Genomic DNA, 22,344 nt, shown 5'->3' on the forward strand with positions numbered 1-22,344 from the left:
GCGGAACCGCGTATGACTAGGAGATTCTCACCGGGTTAACGACGTCCGCGATCAGCACGAGGATCGTGAAGCAGATGAAGATCCCCGCGACCACGTAGGCGACCGGCATGAGCTTCGCCACGTCGAAGGGGCCCGGGTCCGGCCGGCGCAGCACCTTGGCGGTGTTGCGGCGCAGCGACTCCCACAGCGCGCCCGCGACATGGCCGCCGTCGAGCGGCAGCAGCGGGAGCATGTTGAACAGGAACAGGGAGAGGTTGAAGCCGGCGACCAGCATGAGGGCCATGGCCAGCTGCTGGGTGGGCGGGATGTCCAGGGTGAAGATCTCGCCGCCGACGCGGGCCGCGCCGACCACGCCCATCGGGGAGTCGGCCTCACGGGGCGCGCCGTCGAAGGCCGCGTTCCACAGCGCCGGGATCTTGCCGGGGAGGGCGGCGAGGGAGTCGACGGCGTCGCCCATCCGGTCCCCCATCCAGCTCACGGAGTCGCCGAAGTCCTGCTTGACCACGCCGGTGGCCGCGCTGAAGCCGAGGAAGCCGGCCTGGACGTACTGGCCCTCGACGACCTGTCCGCTCGAGTCCTTCTTGGCGACCTGGTTGGTGGCGATCTTCGCCTGCAGGGTGACGTCCTGGCCCTTGCGATCGACGACGATCGGCACCTCCTGGCCGGGGGTGGCGCGGATGAGGTCGGAGAGCTTGTTCCAGTCGTCGGTGGCCACGCCGTCGAAGGAGACGATCTTGTCGCCCGCCTTCAGGCCGGCGGCGGCGGCCGGGCTGGCCGCGTCGCCCTTCTCGCACTTGTCGCGGTTCTCGCTCTGGGCGATGACGCACTGGGAGACGGAGCTGACGGTGGTCGTCTGCTGGGTGATGCCGAAGCCCATGAGGATGCCGAGGAACAGCGCCACCGCGAGGATCAGGTTCATGAAGGGGCCCGCGAACATCACGATCACGCGCTTCCAGGGCTTGCGCGTGTAGAACAGGCGGTTCTCGTCGCCCGGCCGGAGCTCCTCGTAGGCGGCGGTGCGGGCGTCCTCGATCATGCCGCGCCACGGGGAGGTGGAGCGCGCCGTGAGGCGGCCGTCGGGGCCGGGCGGGAACATGCCGATCATGCGGATGTAGCCGCCGAACGGGATGGCCTTGATCCCGTACTCGGTCTCGCCCTTCTTGCGCGACCAGAGCGTCGGTCCGAAACCGACCATGTACTGCGGCACGCGGATGCCGAACAGCTTGGCGGTCGACAGATGGCCCAGCTCGTGCCACGCGATCGAGAACAGCAGTCCGACCACGAAGATCACTATGCCGAGGATGAACATCAGGGTCGTCATGCACGGGCCTCCGCCGTCTGTGCCGCCAGTTCCCGGGCCCGGGTCCGCGCCCAGGTCTCCGCTTCGAGGACGTCCGACACGGTGAGTGAGGTTCCCGTACACGGGGTGCCGTGCTCCTCGACGACCCGGGTCACGGTCTCCATGATGCCGTTGAAGGGCAGCGCGCCCTGGCGGAACGCCTCCACGCACTCCTCGTTGGCCGCATTGAACACCGCGGGGGCGGTGCCCGCGAGTTCGCCGACGTGCCGGGCGAGGTTCACCGAGGGGAAGGCCTCGTTGTCGAGCGGGAAGAACTCCCAGGTCGAGGCCTTGCTCCAGTCGAAGGTGGGGGCCGCGTCGGGGACGCGCTCGGGCCAGCCGATGCCGATGGCGATGGGCCCGCCCATGTCGGGCGGGGTCGCCTGGGCCAGTGTCGATCCATCCGTGAACTCAACCATCGAGTGGACATACGACTGCGGATGCACGACGACCTCAATGAGGTCGAAGGGAATGTCGTAGAGGAGGTGTGCCTCGATGACCTCCAGGCCCTTGTTGACGAGGGTCGCGGAGTTGATCGTGATGACCGGGCCCATCGCCCAGGTGGGGTGGGCGAGGGCGTCCTCGACGGTGACGTTCGCCAGCTCCCGCTTCGTACGGCCGCGGAAGGGGCCGCCGGAGGCGGTGACGACCAGCTTGCGGACGTCGGCGCGGGTGCCGGCGGCCAGGGCCTGGAAGAGGGCGGCGTGCTCGGAGTCGACCGGGATGATCTGGCCGGGCTTGGCGAGGGCCTTGACCAGCGGGCCGCCCACGATGAGCGACTCCTTGTTGGCGAGCGCGAGGGTGCGGCCCGCCTCCAGGGCGGCGAGGGTCGGGGCGAGGCCGATGGAGCCGGTGATGCCGTTCAGGACGGTGTGGCAGTCGGATGCCGCCAGGTGCGTGGCACCGTCCGGGCCGGCGAGGATCTCGGGGAGCGGCTCGCCCGTGCCGTACTGCGCGGAGAGCGCCTCGCGCAGGGCCGGTACGACGTCCTCGCGGGCGACCGCGACCGTGGGCACCCGCAGCCGGTACGCCTGCTCGGCGAGCAGCGCGACCCGGCCGCCGTTGGCGGACAGGCCGGTGACCCGGAAGCGGTCGGGGTTGCGCAGCACGAGGTCGATGGCCTGTGTGCCGATGGACCCGGTGGAGCCGAGGATCACCACGTCCTTCGGGCCGTCGCCCGCTACGGGGTCGTAGACGAGGTGCGGGTCGGCGAGGGGGGCTGGACTGTCGCTCATTCCTCCATTGTTGCCGTAAGGCCGGCGTGTGAGGACAGCGCATCCCCCTCCCAGGGGCGCGCGCCATGGCAGCTCGCGCCCCTGGGAGGGCCGGGTCTAGCGGATCGGGCGGTGCAGGTTCTCCCTCTCGCTCGGGCCCGGAGTGGCGTCCGCGATCCAGGGGCCGTCGCCCGAGGGGTCGACGATGCCCTGTTCCAGCCACTCGTAGGTGCCGGAGAGGACGCCCTTGACGACCTTGCGGTCGAGGTCGTCGGTGTTGGTCCACAGGCGGTTGAAGAGCTCTTCGATCCGGATGCGGGCCTGGCGGCAGAAGACGTCGGCGAGCTGGTAGGCCTCGCGGCCGTTCTGGCCCTGGGTGCGCAGGAGTTCGGCGCGTACGCAGGCCGCGCTCATGGCGAACAGCTCGGCGCCGATGTCGACGATCCGGCCGAGGAAGCCCTGCTTGGACTCCATCCGGCCCTGCCAGCGGGACATGGCGTAGAAGGTGGAGCGGGCGAGCTTGCGGGAGGTGCGCTCGACGTAGCGCAGGTGCCCGGAGAGGTCCACGCCGTGTTTGAAGTCGCCGTAGGACGTGGGCAGCTGGCCCGGGCCCGCGACGAGTTTGGGGAGCCACTTGGCGTAGAAGGCGCCCGCGTTGGCGCCGGCCTTCGCCTTGTCGCCGAGGGATTTCTCCGGGTCGATGAGGTCGCCGGCGACGGAGAGGTGGGCGTCGACGGCCTCGCGGGCGATCAGCAGGTGCATGATCTCGGTGGAGCCCTCGAAAATGCGGTTGATGCGCAGGTCGCGCAGGAGCTGCTCGGCGGGGACGGCGCGCTCGCCGCGGGCCCGGAGGGACTCGGCCGTCTCGAAGCCGCGTCCGCCCCGGATCTGGACGAGTTCGTCGGCCATCGTCCAGGCCATCTCGGAGGCGTACAGCTTGGCCAGGGCGCCTTCGATGCGGATGTCGTTGCGGTCCTCGTCGGCCATCTGCGAGGCCAGGTCCGTCACGGCCTCCAGGGCGAAGGTGGTGGCCGCGATGAAGGAGATCTTGGAGCCGACCGCCTCGTGGTGCGCGACGGGCTTGCCCCACTGCTCGCGGACCGCGGACCACTCGCGGGCGATCTTCAGGCACCACTTGCCGGCCGCGACGCAGGAGGCGGGCAGCGAGAGCCGCCCGGTGTTGAGCGTGGTCAGGGCGATCTTCAGGCCCTGGCCCTCCTCGCCGACGCGGTTGGCGGCGGGGACGCGGACCTGGTGGAAGCGGGTGACGCCGTTCTCGATGCCCCGCAGGCCCATGAAGGCGTTGCGGTTCTCGACCGTGACGCCCGTCGAGTTCGTCTCCACGACGAAGGCGGTGATGCCTCCGCGATGGCCCTCACTCCTCGGCACCCGGGCCATGACGACCAGCAGGTCGGCGACGACGCCGTTGGTGGTCCACAGCTTCACGCCGTCGAGGACGTAGTCGTCGCCGTCGGGCACCGCGGTGGTGGCGAGCCGGGCCGGGTCGGAGCCGACATCGGGTTCGGTGAGCAGGAAGGCGCTGATGTCGGTGCGGGCGCAGCGCGGCAGGAAGCGTTCCTTCTGCTCCTGCGTGCCGAACAGCTTCAGAGGCTGGGGCACACCGATCGACTGGTGCGCGGAGAGCAGCACGCCGATCGCGGGACTGGCGGAGCCGGCCAGCGAGAGGGCCTTGTTGTAGTACACCTGTGTGAGGCCCAGCCCGCCGTACTTGGTGTCGATCTTCATGCCGAAGGCGCCGAGCTCCTTCAGGCCGTCGATCACCTCGTCGGGGATCCGGGCGTCACGCTCGATGACGGCCGGGTCGACCTTCGTCTCGACGAAGTCGCGGAGCTTGGCGAGGAACTCCTCGCCGCGCTGCGCCGCCTCGTCGCCGGGGACGGGGTGGGGGTGGATGAGGTCGAGCCGGAAGCGGCCGAGGAACAGCTCCTTGGCGAAGCTGGGCTTGCGCCAGTGCTGTTCCCGGGCGGCCTCCGCCACCTCACGGGCCTCCCGCTCGGTGACGGCGGGACGGGAAGAGGGAGTGGTGGAAGCGGACATGAGGGGCACCTCGCCGCAACTAGGGTTATTGATGACTGTACGTTACCGACCAGTGCTACTGGATCGTTGGTACCCGAATCCGGACGCTCCCACCAGTCCTCGCGCGTCCGTTCGGCCTAGGGTGAGCACACGCTTGAAGACGTGAGAGAAATCGGTATCGAAGCGCTTCGACGACCTATGGACACGTACTCCCGCTGGAGCTACTGTCGAACCACCCTCACCCGCCCATATAAGCAACGCGCATTGTCGAAGCGCTTCACAAAGCTTGGAGAGCTGGATGGTCACCCTCGCCGAGGTCGCCCAGCACGCCGGAGTCTCGGCGAGCACGGTGAGCTATGTCCTCAGCGGCAAGCGGTCCATCTCCGTGAACACCCGGCAGCGGGTCGAGCGGAGCATCCGCGAGCTCGGGTACCACCCGAACGCCGGGGCCCGCGCCCTGGCGAGCAGCAGGTCGAACATCATCGCGCTGATGATCCCGCTGCGCACGGACATGTATGTGCCCGTGATGATGGAGATCGCCATCGCGGTGGCGACCTCCGCCCGTACGCACGGGTACGACGTGCTGCTGCTCACCGGTGAGGAGGGCCCCGACGCGGTGCGCCGTGTCGCCGGGAGCGGGCTCGCCGACGGGATGATCCTCATGGACGTCGAGCTGGACGACGAGCGGCTGCCGCTGCTGCGTGCGACCGACCAGCCGTCCGTGCTCATCGGACTGCCCGCCGACACCTCCGGCCTGACCTGCGTCGATCTGGACTTCCGGGCGACGGGCGCGCTGTGTGTGGAGCATCTGGCGAAGCAGGGGCACCAGGACATCGCCGTCATCGGCGAGGCCCCGGCCGTCTACGAGCGGCACACCGGCTTCGCCGAGCGCACCCTCGACGGGCTGCGGTCCCGTGCCCGGGAGCTGGGCGTGCGGCTGCTGCACCGGCCCTGCGAGGGCGGGTACGACGCGATGGCCGTGACCCTCGCCCGGATCCTCGACGAGCGCCCGGACACCTCCGGGATCATCGTGCAGAACGAGTCGGCGGTGGAGCCGCTGCTCGCGCTGCTGCGGCAGCAGGGCCGGGCCGTGCCGGAGGACGTGTCGGTGGTGGCGATCTGCCCCGACCAGGTCGCGACGCAGGCCTCCGTGCGGCTCACGTCGGTCGCCATCCCCGCGCAGGAGATGGGCCGGCACGCGGTGGACCACCTGGTCGCCAAGCTGGAGGAGCGCGGCAGCGACGAGGTCGTGCTCATCGCGCCCGAGCTGACGGTACGGGCGAGCACGGGACCGGCGCCGAGCCGGGCGTGATCCCCGTTCACTGAACAACGCCCCACTTCATCGAAGAGCGCCCCTTCCAGGGCACCCCCATGTCTGCTTCCGCACAGGAGCCCGCCCCGTGAATCAGCCTGCTGAAACCCAGCCCCAGGTGAGCCTCGCGCAGTCCTCCCCCACCGTCGGCACGTTCCGCGAGCGGGACGGCGCGCTGGAGTGGAGCGGCCGCCAGGAGACCGTACGGATCGAGCCGTGGGGTCCGGACGCGGTCCGGGTGCGTGCCCGGCTCGGCGGCCCGGTCCTCGAAGGACTGCCGGGCGCGCTGCTCGACGAGGCTCCCGCGACGCCGTCCACGGTGAAGATCGAGGACGGCCTCGGCCGGGTGACCGTCGGCACGCTCACCGTCGAGGTGAACGCCGAGGGTCTGATCCGCTTCCTGCGGACGGAGGACTCCGCCGAGATCCTCGCCGAGGACCGGGCCCACTTCTGGTGGCCCGGCTCGCGCCTCTACACGGCCGTCGGCAACGGCCACCACCGCCTGGAGCAGCGCTTCGCCGCCTACGACGACGAGAAGCTGTTCGGCCTCGGCCAGCACCAGCACGGGCGCCTCGACCAGAAGGGCCTGGTGCTGGACCTGGTCCAGCGCAACGCCGAGGTCGGCATCCCGGTGCTGACCTCCAGCCGGGGCTACACGCTGCTGTGGAACAACCCGGCGATCGGCCGCGTGGAGTTGGCGCACAACGGCACCCGGTGGGTCGCCGACTCGGCCCGGCAGATCGACTACTGGATCACGGCGGGCGATCCGTCCGGCGCGCAGAGCCGCTACAGCGCGGTGACCGGCCGCAGCCCGATGCTGCCGGAGTGGGCGGCGGGCTTCTGGCAGTGCAAGCTGCGCTACCGCACCCAGGACGAACTCATGGCGGTGGCGAGGGAGTACAAGCGGCGCGGCCTGCCCATCTCGGCGATCGTCTGCGACTTCTTCCACTGGACGCACCTGGGCGACTGGAAGTTCGACCCGAAGGAATGGCCGGACCCGGCCGCCATGGTGCGCGAGCTGGAAGAACTCGGCATCAAGCTGGTGGTGAGCGTCTGGCCCTCGGTGTCGCCGCTGAGCGAGAACCACCCGGTCATGGAGCAGCGCGGGTACTTCATCGGCACCCAGTACGGCCCGATGGCCCACGCCGACTGGCCCGACAAGGAGGTGGCCTCCACGGTCCAGGTGGCCTTCTACGACGCCACCAACCCGGACGCCCGGGAGTTCGTGTGGTCGAAGGTCAAGGAGAACTACCTCGACCCGTACGGCATCACGGCGTTCTGGCTGGACGCCTGCGAGCCGGAGCTGAAGCCGGGCTTCCAGGAGAATCTGCGCTACTGGGCGGGCCCGGGCCTGGAGGTCGGCAACGCCTACCCGGCCGAGAACGCCCGGACCTTCCACGAGGGCCTGCGCGCGACCGGCGAGGAGGAGATCGTCACCCTCAACCGCTCGGCGTGGGCGGGCAGTCAGCGCTACGGCGCCGCCCTGTGGTCGGGTGACATCGGCACCGACTTCCCGACCCTGCGCCGCCAGATCGCGGCCGGCCTCAACACGGCCCTGTCGGGCATCCCGTGGTGGAACACCGACATCGGCGGCTTCCACGGCGGCGACCCGGACGACCCGGCGTACCGGGAGGTGATGGTGCGCTGGTTCCAGTTCGGCGCGCTGTCCCCGCTGATGCGCCTGCACGGCTTCCGCGACCCGGGCATGCCGCTGGGCCCGGAGATGACGGGCGGCCCGAACGAGGTGTGGTCGTACGGCGAGGAGGCCGGGGCCGTCCTGGCGAAGTATCTGCGGCTGCGCGAGCGGCTGAAGCCGTATGTGCTGGACGTGATGCGCGCGGCCCACGAGGAGGGGCTGCCGGTGATGCGGCCGCTGTTCCTGGAGTTCCCGGACGACCAGGCGGCCTGGTCGGTCGACGACTCCTACCTCTTCGGCCCGGATCTGCTGGTCGCGCCGGTCCTGACCGCCGGTGCCACCGCCCGTACGGCGTATCTCCCGGCGGGGGCCCGCTGGACGGACGCGTGGACGGGTGAGACGTACGAGGGCGGCCGGTCCGTGACGGTCGACGCCCCGCTGGACCGGATCCCGCTGTTCCTGCGGGACGGGGCGCGGCTGCCGGTGGCCGAGTAGCCGCCCGCCACAGCGAGAGGCCGGGGCCGGCCGCACCGTGAGGTGCGGCCGGCCCCGGCCCGTTCTCGGCTCAGCTGCTGGTGATGCTCATGCTGTTGGCGCGGAAGTCCAGGCCGCCGGACGACGAGGTGATCTCGAAGCCGAACTGGACGTCACCGATGGTCTCGTTGCCCATCCAGCCCTTGGTGTCCTTGATCCACTTCAGGACGGGCAGGATCTGCACGGAACCCGAGGTCGAGTCGGAGGTGCGCAGGAACGAGAAGACGTCCCAGTACGTACCGTCGGACCGCTGGGCGCGGCCTTTGTAGACGTCCCAGGTGTGACCGCCGACCGTGACGCGCTCCTGGTAGCTGCCGAGCGCGCCGACGGCCCCGTTGTAGTTGACCCAGAGCATGATCTCGTAGTCGTGGTCGGTGTCCCAGACGTCGTACGAGGTGTTGTACGAGCCCGAGGACGGCACGGTGACGTTGTAGCTGCTGTTGAGCGAACCCAGCGAGGTGATGGACTTGTTCACCACCTTCTTGGCGTTCGGGTAGGACTTGATGCCGCCGGTGTTGGGGTGGTTGGCGTTGACGCCCCAGTTGGTGCCGGAGTTGGCCCAGATGCACTGGGCGCCGGCGCCGCCGCCCCAGATGTTGTTGTAGAGCGTGTAGCCGTTCAGGCTCGTGTTGCCCCACTGGTCGCAGGAGTTCCAGACGGCGGCGGAGGCGGGCGCGGAGGCGAGGGCGATGGTCGTGCCGAGTGCCAGGGCCGGGGCGAGCAGGGCCTTGGTGACCCTGCCGAGCGTGCGTGATGCCATGGGGTCCCTTCCAGGGGTGGGGGGATGGGGAGGAGCTACCGCGCCCTCAGGGTGAGGACGTGGTCTTCTCCGGCGACCAGGTGGAGGGATTCCGTGCCGGAGGAAGTCCGCAGTTCGACGCGGTGGGTGCGGCCCGGCCAGATGACGGCGGCGGCGCCGTCCCGGGTCCAGGTGAGGTCGATCTCGGCCCCGAAGCGGGTGCGCACCCCGCGCAGTGCGCCGCTCGGATACGCCGCCGGAAGCGCTGGCAGCAGGACCAGCCGGTCCGGGGTCGACTGCACGAGCATCTCGATCAGCACGGCGGGCAGGGTGTGCGCTGCGTCCGCGTTGTAGACGTCCCGCTTCGGGTAGTGGGCGCTCATCAGGGAGGCGTGGAAGAAGTCGCCGTCCAGGACCTGACCGAGGGCGTGGGCGACGCGGCCGGAGTCCCTGAGCCGGGCCGCGATGAGCGCGTGGTGCAGATGGCCGTGCGCGGAGTCGTTCTCGGCGCCGCGCAGTGCGAGGGCGCGGTGGGCGGCCGCGGCGAGTTCGGGGCTGTCGTAGGGGGTGATCTCGTCGAGCGGCCAGACGCCGTAGAGGTGGCTGAGGTGGCGGTGGTCGTAGGAGTCCTCCAGGCCCGGCCAGGCCCATTCGGCCAGCGCCCCGTCCGGGTTGATCCGGTGCGGTGGGAGGCGGTCGGCGAGGGCGTGCCAGCGGTCGGCGTCGGGGCCGGGGTGGTAGGCGGCGGCCGTGCGCAGGGCGTGGCGGGCCGCCGAGAGGTCCATGGCGGCGTTGAGGGTGCCCCAGCTCGCGTTGGCGGGGCGGTTCTCGGGCGAGTAGGACGGGACGACGACGAGATGGCCGTGCTCGTCGGTACGGGTAAGGAAGTCCTCGTAGAACAGGGCGACTTCGGCGAGTGCGGCGGCGGTGCGCGGGTCACGGGCGCCCCGGGTCTCGTCGTGGTCGACGAGCGGCTTGAGCAGCCAGTCGGCACCGGCGGTCCACAGGTGCAGCGGGTATTCGCGCTCGAAGTGGTACGAGTGCCCGGACTCGCCGTCGGTGTGGCCGGGGGCGACGACGCCCCGGGCGCCGAAGATCGCGCGGGCGTTGTCGCGCCAGTCGGGCAACTGCCGTCGGATCAGGGTCGCGTGCGCCTCGGTGACCTCGGGGAGGGCGGCGGCAGCGGCGGAGGCGGTCTGGAGGTTGAGGTTGGCGTCGTTGGTGAAGGCGCCCGACCAGGCAGTGTTCCAGTCGCCGGTCCACAGCCCGGTCAGGCGGGGCGGGAAGAGGCCGCTTGCGGACAGGAGGTGGTAGCGGCCCGCGGCGAAGAGGCGTTCCAGGAGGGCGGCGCTGCGAGGGCGCTTCAGCAACTCGGAGCCGGGCAGGGCCCGTTCGGCGGGGTCGGCGTCCAGGCCGAGGGTGACGCGCTCATAGGCGGTCCGGTGCAGGGCGAGGTGGCGTTCGAGGAGTTCGTCGTACTCCAGGGGCAGATCCCGCAGGGCGCGGCCCTCGGCGACGACGTCCAGTTCGCCGGTGTGCCGGTGCACCCGGGTGAGGAGCAGCACGGAACGGGCGCCCTCGACGCGCACACCGGGCGGTGCGAGGCGCGTCGTGCCGCCCCTGGCGGCGACCAGGGTGACGCCCGTGCAGGCCAGGTCGCTGTCCGGGTAGCGGGCGCGCAGGCTCAGCAGGGCGCCCTCGGGGGTGAGGACGGCGCCGTGGCCGATGCCCAGTCCGGCGGGGGCGCCGGGGAGCCGGTGGTCCAGGTCGACGTCGAGGCTGAGGCCGGGTCCGGTGACCTGCTGGACGATCACGTCGTCGGCGCGGGAGACGAAGACCCGGCTGGTCCAGCCGGAGCAGGAGGCCCGCACCACGCCCGTCGTGAAGTCGACGTCGCGGCGGTAGTCGCGCCGGGCACCGGGCGGACGGCGCAGCCTGATCTGGAAGGCGGGGTGGAAAGGCTGCACCCACTGGTGCGGGCGCCCGTCCGTGAAGCTTTCGGCGGCGGTCGTGTCGCCGGCCAGGAGACGGTCCTGGAGCGCGGGGAGGTCTCCGGCGAGCTGCGGGGGCCGGGAGTTCCTGCCATTGGGACGCACCAGAGTGTGGTGCGTGACGACCACCCGCTCGACGTCCGGGTCACCGAACACAAGAGCGCCGTGGTGGCCGTTGCCGCTCAGGAAGCCGTCCTCCCAGCGGGCGGCCGGGTGCGGCTCCCAGGTGCCGTGGACGGGGGCGGAGGGGGTCATGGCCGGAGTACCGCCGCCTCGTAGCGGCCGAGGGTGATCCGGTCGCTGACGGCCGTGCCGGTCAGCAGGTCGTGGTGGGTGCCGGGGGCCTCGACGGTCACCGGCTCGCGGCCGTGGTTGAGGAGGAACAGCAGCTCTCCCCGGCGTACGGCCTCGACCTGCTCGGGAAGGCCGTCGAGCACGGGCCGGACGCCCGCGCCGTCGGCGATCCGGGCCAGCAGGTCGCGCAGCGCCTCGGGCTCCGGGAGCGTGGAGAGGTACCAGGCGCTGTCCTTGCGCAGGACGGCGGGCATGCCGTCCAGTTCGCCGCCCTTGTAGCGGGTCGTGTCGTCGGGGTCGGCGGGTTCGATCTCCTCGGACCACAGCGTGCCCCGGAAGCCCTCGCAGGCGACGGTCTCCCCCGCGTCCAGCGGCCACCACTCGTGCAGCACGCGGATCCCGAACAGCTCCCGCAGCCGGTCGTCCATGCCGCCGGGGCGCACCCGGTCGTCCTCGTCGGCGACGCCGGTGAGGAATCCGCAGACGAGGGTGCCGCCGCCGCGTGCGTAGGCGAGGAGGTTGTCGATCGCCGCGTCGGTGAGCGCGTACAGCTGGGGCACGACGACCATCGAGTACGGCGTCAGATCGTGCTCAGGGTGGGCGAAGTCGGTGGTGAGGTGGGCCTGCCACAGGGCCCGGTGCCAGGCGCGCAGCACGTCCGGGTAGTCGACCTGGGTGGAGAGGCGGCCGTCCTGGGCGCCGGCCCACCAGGCGTCCCAGTCGTGCAGGACCGCGATATTGGCGGTGATGTGCCGCCCGGTGACCTCGGGGGCGATCCTCGCCAGGTCCGCCCCGAGCTGCTTGACCTCCTGATACGTACGGCCTTCCTCCCCCGCGTGGCTGACCATGCCGGAGTGGAACTTCTCGGCGCCCTGCCGGGACTGCCGCCACTGGAAGTAGCAGACGGCGTCGGCGCCCCGGGCCACGGCCTGGAGCGACCACAGCCGGTTGAGGCCCCGGGGCTTCGGGTGGTTCACGCCGCGCCAGTTGACCGGCCCGGCCGCCTGTTCCATGAGCATCCACGGCCCGCGTGCCTGGGAGCGGGTCATGTCCTGCACCAGGGCCCCGTTCTGTGCGCCGAGCGGATCGCGCGGGTCGGGGTAGAGGTCGACGGAGACGACGTCCTCCTCCCCCGCCCAGCGCCAGGCGTCCTGGCCGAACCACAGCGGCATGAAGTTGCTGGTGACCGGCAGGTGCGGGGTGTGGCGCCGGACGATGTCCCGTTCGGCGACGTAACACTCCAGGAGCATGTCGGAGGTGAAGCGCCGGAAGTCCAGGACCTGGCCGGGGTTGCGCATGTAGTGGGGCAGGCGGGGCGGCAGGATGCCGTCCCAGGTGTCGTAGCCCTGGCTCCAGAAGGCGGTACCCCAGGCCTCGTTGAGGGCGTCGAGCGTGCGGTACTTCTCGCGCAGCCACCGCCGGAAGGAGGCGGCGGCCTGGTCGCCGTGGTCGAAGGTGCAGTACTCGTTGTTGATGTGCCACATCGTCAGGGCCGGGTGGCCGCCGTAGCGGGCTGCCAGGTCCTCGGTGATGGCGGCGGCGTAGCGCCGGTAGGTGGCGCTGGAGTGCGAGAAGTGCTGACGGCCGCCCCACCACTCGGTGCGGCCGTCCTCGGTGACGGGCAGGGTGTCGGGGTGCAGCCGGCCCATCCAGGGCGGGGGCGAGGAGGTGGGGGTGGCGAGGACGACCCCGATGCCATTCGCGTGCATGAGGTCCATCAGCGTGTCCAGCCAGCCGAACTCCCGTGCCCCGGGCTCCGGTTCCAGCTTTGACCAGGAGAACACGCCGAGGGTGACGGAGTTGACGCCGGCGGCCTTCATCAGCCGGACGTCCTCGTGCCAGGTCTCCTCGGGCCATTGCTCCGGGTTGTAGTCACCGCCGAAGAGGAGCCGGCCCCGGGTGGCGTCGGACAGGTCGGGACGTTGTGTCTCGGACATCAGGAGGGCTCCCCGTACTGCACGCCGCGCCCGTTGGTGGCGATGTAGACCCGGCCGTGGATGCGCGGGTCGCCGGTGATGGCGGCGCCGATCCAGCCCCACTGGTGGCGGTCGTCGTTGATCCGGGTCCAGGTCTTCGCCTCGTCGTCGGAGCGGTAGACGGCGGTGATGCTCTCGGTGGAGCCGACCATGTAGACCGCCGGGTAGGAGGCGCCTTCTGCGGCCTTGCCGAAGCCGACGGTGTACGAGGCCCAGCAACTGCTCACCTTGGCGAAGGTGGCGCCGCCGTCGGTGGATCGGTACAGCCCGTTCCACTTCAGGCTCAGCCACAGGTCCCCGGACCGGCCCGGGGCGGCGGTCAGCTGGAACTCCTTGTCGCCCGACTTGAGGCCGGTGGCCCGGGCGGTGAAGGTGAGACCGCCGTCGGTGCTGGCGAGGAGCGTGCCCGTGCTGTAGTCGAAGGCGTAGAAGACCTTCCGGTCGACCGGGTCGGCGACCAGGACGGACCCCTTCGGCAGGGAGGCGACCTCGGACCAGCCGGCGCCGTTGTCGTCGGACCGCTGGGCCGGGTAGGTGGTGCCGTCCCAGTGCACGAAGGACCAGAGCAGCACACTGCCGTCGGCGTTGGTGACGATCGGCCCGGGGGCGTCCTTGGCGACGGCGGGCTGCGCCTTGAAGGGGGCCCAGGTCTTGCCGCCGTCGTTCGAGTAGGCGCCGTTGCCGTGGTCGCCCCAGCCGGTGCGCACCACGTACGACGGCTTGGCCGCCGCCTGAGCGAGTCCGGTGGCCGAGCCGAACACGGGGTTGGTGGCCATGCCGCGCGACGGGGAGGCGGTGAGCCGGTCGTGGTACAGCACGCCGATGTCCCGGGAGCCGGTGATCAGATGCGCCGCCCCGCTCGGCGGCGACACCAGCTGCACCACGGACGCCTCCTCCAGGCCGCGGATCTGCGGCGCCCAGTGCTTGAGGTCGCGGGTGCCGTAGAGGGTCGCGCCCGTGCCGTAGACGATGTGCCCGGAGTCGAAGGGGTCGACGCCGACGGCCTGGATCCACCAGCCGAACTTGGGCTTGTCGGCGCCCCACTTGAGGTACGGCGTCTCGGAGACGTCGAGAACGGCCTTGTCCTTCAGGGACTTCCAGGTGCGGCCGCCGTCGGTGGTCCGGTACAGGGTGTCGATCAGCGCCCAGCGGTTGTTGGTGGAGACGACGACGGTGCCGGGCCTGCGCGCGTCGACGGCGACACCGCCGTACCCGAAGGAGTCGGTCCCGCCGTCCTCCGTCGCCCCGCCGGGCTTCACCGGCGTGACCTCGGTCCACTTCCCGTCCGTCGTCCGCAGCTTGTGCACACTGCCGTCGGACTGGCCGTTGGGGCCGGGCGCGTTGGCGTACGTCACGTACAGCTCGCGCGTGTGCCGGTCGTACGCGGCCCGGATCGGCACCTTGGCGGCGGTGCCGGTGGGCTGCTTCGGGACGGCCTCCCAGGTCGTGCCGTCGGAGGTGCGGTAGAGGTGGGGCTTGCCTGTCGTGCCGTCGGAGTCGCCCCAGCCGGCGTAGAGGGTGCGGCCGGCGGCGACCAGGAGGGTGACGCCCTGGCCGGTGGCGCTGGGGGTGGCCGGGAAGCTCACGGCCTTCCAGGTGGCGCCCCGGTCGGTCGACTTGAGCAGTCCGTCGTGCCGGGTGCCGAGCCACAGGGTGTCGCTGTCCCTCGGGTCCACGAGCAGCCGCTCCCCGCAACCGCGCCCGTCCTCGTTGGCCCCGAGCTTCACGGTGAGGTCGGTGCGCGTCCAGGTGGCCCCACGGTCCTCGGACCGCAGCACGGCTCCGTTGCCGGCCCAGGACTGCGCGTACGTCCCGAGAGCGAGGAACAGCCGGTTCGGATGCGCCGGGTCGACCGCCATGGCCTCCACGCCGAGCAGGTTCCAGTCGTCCCAGCCGATGTGGTCGGTCAGCGGGACCCACCGGTCGGTGCGGTCGTCCCAGCGGTAGGCGCCGCCGATGTCGGTACGGGCGTAGGCCAGGCCTCGGACGGCGGGGTGGAACAGCACGCCGGTGACGAATCCGGTGCCGCCCATGACGGCGTTGCGCCACCGGTACCCGTTCTTCGCGTCGGCCGGGGCGGCGGCCTGCGCACGTCCCTGGACCATCGGAAGGGCGGCTACCGCGGCGGTGGCGGCGGTCCCGGCCAGCACGGACCGTCTGCTGAGCTGGAAAGCGGGCATGACGTACCTCGGTTCTTGCAAGAAAGGGGAGGGGCGGAGGCCTTCTTTTAGGGGCGCGGGGAACTGCGCGAACAACCACGACGCAGCCGCGGAAAACAAACAACCGACAGCCCTACGGCGAGAACTCGGTCAAGGCGTCAGCCCTTGACCGCCCCCGTGAGCATGCCCTTCTTGAAATGCTTCTGGACGAACGGCGAGAGGACAGCCACCGGCAGCAGCGCCATCACCATCACCGCCATCTGGATCGCCAGCGGCGAGAGCTGTCCGGTGTTGATCTGTGCCTGAAGCCCCACCGGCCGCTGCTGCATCTGCACCAGCTGAATCATCACGTTCTGCAGCGGCATCATGTCCTGGTCGGTCAGGTAGATCGACGCGTTGAACCAGGCGCTCCAGTAGCCGACGGCGTAAAAGAGGCCGATCACCGCGAGAACCGCGCGGGAGAGCGGCAGAACGATCTTCCAGAGGATCCGCCAGTCGCCGGCACCGTCGATGCGGGCGCTGTCGATCAGCTCCTGGGAGATGTTCATGAAGAACGCGCGCAGCACCAGGATGTTGAAGACGCTCACGGCGCTGGGCAGGATCAGCGCCAGATAGGTGTCCGTCAGGCCGAGAGCCTGCACCAGCAGGTAGGTGGGGATGAGGCCGGCCCCGAAGAACATCGTCGCCAGCAGGGTCATCAGGATGCCGCGGTGGCCGAGCGAGCCGCTGCGCGACAGTCCGTACGCGCACAGGACCGACACCGTCATGCTGAACAGCGTGCCGACCACGGTCACGCCGATGCTGACCAGGGCGGCCTTCTGGACCTGGCCGCCGCTGAGGAGTTCCTGGTAGGCGATGAAGGTGATGCCCTTGGGGATCACCACCAGGCCGCCGGCCTCGTCGATGGTCTTCTTCGACTGGAGGCTGGTGACGACGACGATCCACAGCGGGAAGAGGATCGCCAGACAGGCCAGGGTCAGTGCGATGCCCTTGCCCGCCAGTCCGGCCTTGTTCGGCGGCTCCTCCCAGACGGGGCGGGGCGGGGCCGCCCACCGGCTCGGTTTCGAGACGCGCGGCGCGTCGTCGGGCGGAGTGTCGAGGACGGCGGTCACTTCTTGTACACCCCCTGCTCGCCCATGAGATGGGCCACTTTGTTGGCGATCAGTACGAGCGCCAGCCCCACCACGCCCTTGATGAGCCCTGCGGCGGCGGCATAGCTGAAGTCCTGGTTGCGGATGCCGTTCCACCACACGTAGGTGTCGAGGACCTCCGAGGCGTTGACACCGACGGCTTGTCGTTGGAGGAGCAGCTGCTCGAAGCCGACGGTGAGGGCGTCGCCGACGCGCAGCACGAGCAGGAGGGCGATCACCGGTCGCAGGGCGGGGAGCGTGATGTGCCACATCCGCCGCCAGCGTCCGGCTCCGTCCATGGCGGCGGCCTCGTAGAGGTCGCCCGAGACGGAGGAGAGCGCGGCGAGGAAGACGATGATGCCCCAGCCCGCGTCCTTCCAGACGGTCTGGGCCGTGACCAGGTACTTGAAGACCTCCGGGTCGGTCATCACATCGAAGCCCTCGTAGCCGTGCTGGCGCAGGGTCTGGGCGATGATCCCGGCGCCGCCGAAGATCTGCATGAAGACGGTGACGACGAGGACCCAGGAGAAGAAGTGCGGCAGGTACATGACCGCCTGGGCGACCGCCCGTATCCGGGGCCTGACCACACTGTTGATGAGCAGCGCGAGCAGGATGGGGATCGGGAAGTAGAGCACCAGTTGCAGGAAGAACAGCACCAGGGTGTTCTGCACCGCGTGCCAGAAGGCCGAGTCGGCGAAGATCCGCTCGAACTGCTCGAAGCCGATCCAGGGGCTGTTGAAGATGGCGACGAAGCCGTTGTCACCGGCGTACGGGTCGTAGTCCTGGAAGGCCACCACATTGCCGAGGATCGGTATGTAGTTGAAGACCAGGATCAGCAGGACCGCCGGCAGGGTCATGAGGATCAGCGTGCGGTCACGCCTGAATCTGAGCTTCAGGCTCAGCTTGCCCGAGTTCTTCCCGTCGCGGGCCCGGCGTCCGGCGGCGCTGCCGGACGCCGCCGGGGACCTCGCGGGGGTCTTTGCCTCGGTCGTGGTCCGAGGCACCGTGCTGTTGGACACGGCCTTCTCCTTGCTCGAGCCCCGGATCAGTTCGACGAGCCGTTGTCGTCGAGCAGCTTCTTGTACCAGTCGCGCAGGTCGTCGCCGCCCTTCTTCTTCCAGTCGGACACGGCCTGCTGCACGTCGCTGATCTTCTTCCGACCACGTATCACGTCGTCCTCGAGCTGCTCGAAGTCGTCGGCGAGGTTGGCCCAGCGGTTGGGCTCGGTGACGGTCAGACCGTAGAAGGAGGACTTCTTGGTGAAGGCGCCCATGCGCTGCTGCCACTCGACGATGCCCCGGGTGATGTCCGGGAAGTCGGGGTAGGCGACGTACGGGGCGGGGTTGCCCGTGAGGTCGTAGGTGCTGCTGACCTCGTTGATGCCCTGCTGCGTCTTGGTCGGCAGGCCCTTCTTCACCGTGTAGTCGGTGCCCTCGACACCGTAGGCGGTGAGCATGAACTCCTTGGTGCCGTAGGGGGCGGCGCAGTAGTTGCAGAGCGCGAGGAAGTCCTTGATCTGCTGCTTGCTCGCCTTCTTGCTGATGAAGGAAAACATGCCGCCCGGCTGGCCGGCCCAGAGCGTGGGGTCGCCCCCGTCAGGCCCGAAGATGTCGAACACGCCCATCTCGAAGTCGGGGTTCTGGGTCCGCTGTTCGGCGGTCTTGCCCCACCAGTCGGAGATGTTGTTGTTGTAGACGAGAACCTGTCCGGCGGTGAAACGGTTGGCGGCGCTGCCGCCCGCCTTGCCCGAGACCGCGTCCGGGTGGACCACCTTCGCCGCGTAGAGCTTGCGCGTCCACTCCAGGGCTTCCAGGTACTGCTCGGTCTCGATGCGGTTGACCAGCTTGCCGTCCTCCAGGTTCCACCACAGCGCCTTGTCGCCGCCCGGCTGGACACCGAAGATCTGGAGAGCCGACCACTTCATGTCGTCGCAGGCCCAGACCTTCGACTTGGCCTGGGTCGCCTCCTTCGCCCAGGACAGGAACTCGTCGGGGCTCTTGGGGAGGGCGTAGCCCCTCTTCTCGAAGATGTCCTTGCGGTACATGGCCGCCATGCCGGTGACGTAGGAGTTCGGCATCGGGATCGCGCGGAGCTGGCCGCCGAAGATGCCTCGCTGCCACGCGTCGGTGGGCACGGCCGCGAGGTTCGGGTAGTCCTTGACCTTGTCGCCGGACAGGTACGGGCCGAGGTCGGCGAACTTTGCGTTGATGGCGGTGGGTATCCGGCCCGTGAGGTTCCAGTCGGGCACCACGACGGCGTCGGGGATGTCGCTGGAGGCCAGGATCGCGCCGAGCTTCTGGTCGTAGGTGACGCCGTCCTGGTTCTGCCAGGTGATGTCCACGCCGACGGCCTTGTTCATGGCCGAGTAGTACGGGTTGTCGCCCTTGGGCGGGGCGCCCCAGTAGGGGGCCATGATGGTCAGCTTTCCGCCGCTGCCCAGCTTCTGCGACACCGAGGTCTTCAGCTCGGCCGCCGGGATCGCCTTGGTGAAGCCGACCGGGGAGCCGTTCTTGGAGGGGATGTCCGGAGTCACGACCTGCGACGCGACGTAGGCCGGGAGGATCTTCGCGGCTTCCTTGCCCGACGTGGCCCCCTCCTTCTGTCCCTCGTTCCCACCGCCGCACGCGGCGAGCAACGGCATCCCGCCCGCCACGGCCGCGGTGGCGACCGCCGTGGAGGCGAGGAAGGATCTCCGGCTCGGTCCGGAGGAGGCGGAGGCGGCGTTCGGCGTCATTGCGTCAACCCTTCATGGCACACCAGGACACCCGGCGGAGGGCCGTCGGCTGCGGTGTCTCGAGTGGAACTGGCTGAGCCGAAGCGATACTCCGACGAGTGACGAGGAATGCGCACCACCGGGTGGCGGACTTCACAGTCGAAGCGCTTCGATGTTGCTGCGAGATTAAGTGAACACCCAGGGGTGCACAAGGGGCGATTCCAAGATTCTCCCGAGGTGTGCACGATCGCGGAGTGACGCGAATGGCGCTTGGAATGGCGCCGCAGGGTCGGAGTTGTTGCGCCGAGGTGTCTTGACACCCACCCCCGGGTCGAACCAGCATCGAAGCGCTTCGAAAGCGTCTCGCCGCTCCATCGCAAAGGGAATCCCACGTGACCGCACACACGCCGCCCACGCCGCCGTTCCGCGATCCGCGCCTGCCGTTCGCGAAGCGGATCGACGACCTCCTGTCGCGGCTCACGCGCGAGGAGAAGACCGCCTTCCTGCACCAGTTCGCGCCCGCCGTCGAGCGGCTCGGCGTCGCCGCCTTCCGCACCGGCCAGGAGGCCCTGCACGGGGTGGCGTGGATGGGCCCGGCGACGGTGTTCCCGCAGGCGGTCGGACTCGGCGCCACCTGGAATCCGGAGCTGGTGCGGCGGGTCGGCGACGCGGTGTCCAAGGAGGTCCGCGCGATGCGCGCCAAGGACGACCGGGTCGGGCTCAACGTCTGGGCCCCGACGGTCAATCTGCTGCGCCACCCGCTGTGGGGCCGCAACGAGGAGGGCTACTCGGAGGACCCGAAGCTCACCTCGGCGATCGCCACCGCCTATACGCACGGTCTGCGCGGCGACCACCCGACCTACTGGCGCACGGCGCCCGTGCTGAAGCACTGGCTCGCCCACAACAACGAGACGGACCGGTCGACGACGTCGAGTTCGGTGCGCCCGCGCGTGCTGCACGAGTACGACCTGCGGGCCTTCCGCGAGACCGTGGAGGCGGGTGCGGTGGCCGGGGTGATGCCCGCGTACAACCTGGTCAACGGCCGTCCGAACCACGTCTCGCCCTACCTGGGCGAGCATCTGCGGGCCTGGACCGACGAGGAGCTGCTGGTCTGCTCGGACGCGGGCGCTCCGAGCAATCTGGTCGACTCCGAGCACTACTTCGACACCCATGAGGAGGCCACCGCCGCCTCCCTGGTGGCGGGCGTCGACAGCTTCACCGACCACGGCACGGACTCCTCGCAGATGACCGGGCGGCTGCGCGGCGCCCTGGAGCGCGGTCTGCTGACGGAGGCCGACCTCGACCGGGCCGTCCGCCGCCAGCTCTCGGTCCGCTTCCGGCTCGGCGAGTTCGACCCGGAGTACGACCCGCACGACGCCACCAGCGAGTTCGACTCCCCGGGGCACCGCGCCCTCGCCCGGGAGGCGGCCGAGCAGGCGGTCGTGCTGCTGAAGAACGACGGGGTGCTGCCGCTCGCCCCGGACACCCGGATCGCCGTGGTCGGGCTGCTCGCCGACGAGTGCAAGCTCGACTGGTACAGCGGCACGCTGATCCACCGCTCGACCCCGCTGGAGGGGTTGTACGAGCGGTTCGGCGCCGAGCGGGTGGAGTTCGCGGAGGGCGTGGACCGGGTCCGGCTGAAGACCTCTTCGGGCGCGTTCCTGCACGTGCCGCCGGCGGCGGACGCCGCCGACGAGGTGCGCGGCGCCGAGGGCGCGCTCGACCCGGCGCTGCTCGCGGGCCGCACCGACCTGCCCCCGCTGACCACCGACGCGACCGGCACCGAACTGGCGCTGGTCGACTGGGGCGAGGGCGTGCTGACGCTGCGCGCGCCCGACGGCCGTTATCTCTCGGTCGCCGAGGACGGCCGGGTCCGCGCCTCCGCCGACCAGCCGGGCGGCTGGATCGTCCAGGAGACGTTCCGCCTGGAACCGCACGAGAGCGGGCACCTCCTGAGGCACGTGGGAACGGGTCGCCACGTGTGTGTCTCCGCCGACGGCGTGAAGGTTGCCGAGGAAGATCCCGAGGTGTTCGAGCTGGTCGTCGCCGAGCGCGGCGAGGAGGCGGTGGCGCGGGCCGCCGCCGAGGCGGACGTGGTCGTGGTGGTCGCGGGCAACGACCCGCACATCAACGGCCGCGAGACGGAGGACCGTACGACCCTGCGGCTGCCGGAGCACCAGGAGCGGCTGCTGCGGGCGGCCCGCGCGGCGAACCCGGCGACCGTGCTGGCGCTGGTCTCCGCCTACCCGTACGCCGTCGACCCGGACATCCTCCCGGCCGCGCTGTGGACGGCGCACGGCGGCCAGGCGGCCGGCACCGCCCTGGCCCGTGTACTGGCGGGCGACGTCTCCCCCGCCGGCCGGCTGCCGCAGACCTGGTACGCCGACGACGCCGATCTGCCCGGCCTCCTCGACTACGACGTGATCGGCGCCCGCCAGACGTATCTGTACTTCGAGGGCACGCCCCTGTTCCCCTTCGGACACGGCCTGTCGTACACGTCGTTCGCGTACGACGGCCTGACGACCCGGGTCGAGGACGGCACGCTGCACGTCTCGTTCACGGTCACCAACACCGGCGACATCACCGCCGACGAGGTCGCCCAGCTCTACACGCGGGCCGTCGACCCGTCCGTGCCGCGTCCGCGCCGCGAGCTGCTCGACCACGGCCGCATCACCCTCGCGCCCGGTGAGACGGCGGAGCCGAGCTTCGAGGTCCCGCTGTCCGCCTTCGCGTTCTGGGACGTCGCGCAGGACCGGTGGCGCGTGGAGCCGGGCGCGTACGAACTGCTGGCCGGGGCCTCCAGCGAGGACGTCCGGCTGCGGGCGACCGTCACGCTGGAGGGCGAGCCCACCCTGCCGCGCGCGGTTATCGCGGGCGGGCTGGCGGCGGCCGGTTTCGACGAGCAGAGCGGCATCGAGATCGTCGACCGGACGAAGGTGTCGGGCGACGCGGTGACGCCGATGGGCGGGGCCACGGGTGAACTGGTCTACCGCGCCTGCGACTTCGGGCGCGGCGTCACCGAGGTGACGGTGGAGGTGGCCGGAGAGGGCACGGTCGAGGTCTCCCTCGACGGCGGCCCGGCCCTCGCCGTGCTGTCCCCCGCCGCACCGACATCAGGGCCGTACGACTACGTCTCCCTCGGCGCCTCCCTCACCGCCGCGGGCGCGCACGACGTCCGTCTCAGGCTGCGCGGCCCGCTGCGGCTCGCGCACGTCGGCTTCTCCGGTTGAGGGTCCGGAGCCAGCCGGCGCGAAGAAGGGGCCCGGCACC

At 70.5% G+C, this 22,344-nt stretch carries 13 protein-coding genes; 3 read left to right on the forward strand and 10 right to left on the reverse strand.

Annotated features, from left to right (window positions below):
• Window positions 1–16 precede the first annotated feature (16 nt).
• The 3 genes from NNW99_RS09215 to NNW99_RS09225 form a co-directional block, all read right to left on the reverse strand.
• Window positions 17–1,309, reverse strand: coding sequence for an RIP metalloprotease (locus NNW99_RS09215; RefSeq protein WP_215124215.1), 1,293 nt, complete (start codon window positions 1,307–1,309; stop codon window positions 17–19).
• Window positions 1,310–1,317: 8 nt separating this feature from the next.
• Complete coding sequence (dxr, locus tag NNW99_RS09220) at window positions 1,318–2,574, reverse strand: 1-deoxy-D-xylulose-5-phosphate reductoisomerase (RefSeq protein ID WP_215118219.1); 1,257 nt, start codon at window positions 2,572–2,574, stop codon at window positions 1,318–1,320.
• Between the two features lie 96 nt (window positions 2,575–2,670).
• Window positions 2,671–4,611: an acyl-CoA dehydrogenase family protein gene (locus NNW99_RS09225; RefSeq protein ID WP_215118220.1), complete on the reverse strand. Its 1,941-nt coding sequence runs from the start codon at window positions 4,609–4,611 to the stop codon at window positions 2,671–2,673.
• A 277-nt stretch (window positions 4,612–4,888) separates the two neighbouring features.
• Between NNW99_RS09225 and NNW99_RS09230 the strand changes: the two genes are divergently transcribed.
• Window positions 4,889–5,902: a LacI family DNA-binding transcriptional regulator gene (locus tag NNW99_RS09230; protein ID WP_215118221.1), complete on the forward strand. Its 1,014-nt coding sequence runs from the start codon at window positions 4,889–4,891 to the stop codon at window positions 5,900–5,902.
• Window positions 5,903–5,990: 88 nt separating this feature from the next.
• Window positions 5,991–8,033 carry a TIM-barrel domain-containing protein gene (locus NNW99_RS09235; RefSeq protein ID WP_215118222.1) on the forward strand — a complete coding sequence of 681 codons (2,043 nt, stop codon included), beginning with the start codon at window positions 5,991–5,993 and terminating at the stop codon, window positions 8,031–8,033.
• A 70-nt stretch (window positions 8,034–8,103) separates the two neighbouring features.
• Here NNW99_RS09235 and NNW99_RS09240 read toward each other — a convergent pair whose 3' ends face one another.
• The 7 genes from NNW99_RS09240 to NNW99_RS09270 all read right to left on the reverse strand — a co-directional run bounded on the left by NNW99_RS09240 (window position 8,104) and on the right by NNW99_RS09270 (window position 19,095).
• The gene (locus tag NNW99_RS09240) at window positions 8,104–8,832 is read right to left on the reverse strand and encodes a hypothetical protein (RefSeq protein WP_215118223.1); all 729 of its coding nucleotides are present in this window, start codon (window positions 8,830–8,832) and stop codon (window positions 8,104–8,106) included.
• Window positions 8,833–8,867: 35 nt separating this feature from the next.
• Entirely contained in the window at window positions 8,868–11,057 is a 2,190-nt protein-coding gene (locus NNW99_RS09245; RefSeq protein ID WP_215118224.1) for a glycoside hydrolase N-terminal domain-containing protein, read from the reverse strand.
• Window positions 11,054–13,033 (reverse strand): beta-galactosidase, encoded by a 1,980-nt coding sequence (locus NNW99_RS09250; RefSeq protein WP_215118225.1) that lies wholly within the window; start codon window positions 13,031–13,033, stop codon window positions 11,054–11,056. The genes NNW99_RS09245 and NNW99_RS09250 overlap by 4 nt, the downstream gene beginning before the upstream one ends.
• Window positions 13,033–15,252 carry a sialidase family protein gene (locus NNW99_RS09255; RefSeq protein ID WP_215118226.1) on the reverse strand — a complete coding sequence of 740 codons (2,220 nt, stop codon included), beginning with the start codon at window positions 15,250–15,252 and terminating at the stop codon, window positions 13,033–13,035. Before NNW99_RS09255 ends, NNW99_RS09250 begins: the two co-directional genes overlap by 1 nt.
• Before the next feature lie 137 nt (window positions 15,253–15,389).
• Window positions 15,390–16,343 carry a carbohydrate ABC transporter permease gene (locus NNW99_RS09260; RefSeq protein ID WP_215118227.1) on the reverse strand — a complete coding sequence of 318 codons (954 nt, stop codon included), beginning with the start codon at window positions 16,341–16,343 and terminating at the stop codon, window positions 15,390–15,392.
• Complete coding sequence (locus NNW99_RS09265) at window positions 16,340–17,380, reverse strand: sugar ABC transporter permease (protein WP_215118228.1); 1,041 nt, start codon at window positions 17,378–17,380, stop codon at window positions 16,340–16,342. Before NNW99_RS09265 ends, NNW99_RS09260 begins: the two co-directional genes overlap by 4 nt.
• Window positions 17,381–17,406: 26 nt before the next feature.
• Window positions 17,407–19,095 (reverse strand): extracellular solute-binding protein, encoded by a 1,689-nt coding sequence (locus tag NNW99_RS09270; RefSeq protein ID WP_215118229.1) that lies wholly within the window; start codon window positions 19,093–19,095, stop codon window positions 17,407–17,409.
• 371 nt (window positions 19,096–19,466) lie between these two features.
• On the opposite strand from NNW99_RS09270, the gene NNW99_RS09275 reads away from it, so the two are divergent.
• Entirely contained in the window at window positions 19,467–22,304 is a 2,838-nt protein-coding gene (locus tag NNW99_RS09275) for a glycoside hydrolase family 3 protein (protein WP_215118230.1), read from the forward strand.
• Window positions 22,305–22,344: the final 40 nt, after the last annotated feature.

It is taken from the genome of Streptomyces sp. CRCS-T-1 (assembly GCF_024442335.1).
Lineage (GTDB): Bacteria > Actinomycetota > Actinomycetes > Streptomycetales > Streptomycetaceae > Streptomyces > Streptomyces koelreuteriae.

Bases quoted from the DNA above. Each gene is read 5' to 3' on its own strand.
- NNW99_RS09270 (WP_215118229.1), bottom strand. From the start codon at position 19,095: ATGACGCCGAACGCCGCCTCCGCCTCCTCCGGACCGAGCCGGAGATCC.
- NNW99_RS09245 (WP_215118224.1), bottom strand. From the start codon at position 11,057: ATGACCCCCTCCGCCCCCGTCCACGGCACCTGGGAGCCGCACCCGGCC.
- NNW99_RS09225 (WP_215118220.1), bottom strand. From the start codon at position 4,611: ATGTCCGCTTCCACCACTCCCTCTTCCCGTCCCGCCGTCACCGAGCGG.
- NNW99_RS09255 (WP_215118226.1), bottom strand. From the start codon at position 15,252: ATGCCCGCTTTCCAGCTCAGCAGACGGTCCGTGCTGGCCGGGACCGCC.
- NNW99_RS09250 (WP_215118225.1), bottom strand. From the start codon at position 13,033: ATGTCCGAGACACAACGTCCCGACCTGTCCGACGCCACCCGGGGCCGG.
- NNW99_RS09215 (WP_215124215.1), bottom strand. From the start codon at position 1,309: ATGTTCATCCTCGGCATAGTGATCTTCGTGGTCGGACTGCTGTTCTCG.
- NNW99_RS09240 (WP_215118223.1), bottom strand. From the start codon at position 8,832: ATGGCATCACGCACGCTCGGCAGGGTCACCAAGGCCCTGCTCGCCCCG.
- dxr (WP_215118219.1), bottom strand. From the start codon at position 2,574: ATGAGCGACAGTCCAGCCCCCCTCGCCGACCCGCACCTCGTCTACGAC.
- NNW99_RS09230 (WP_215118221.1), top strand. From the start codon at position 4,889: ATGGTCACCCTCGCCGAGGTCGCCCAGCACGCCGGAGTCTCGGCGAGC.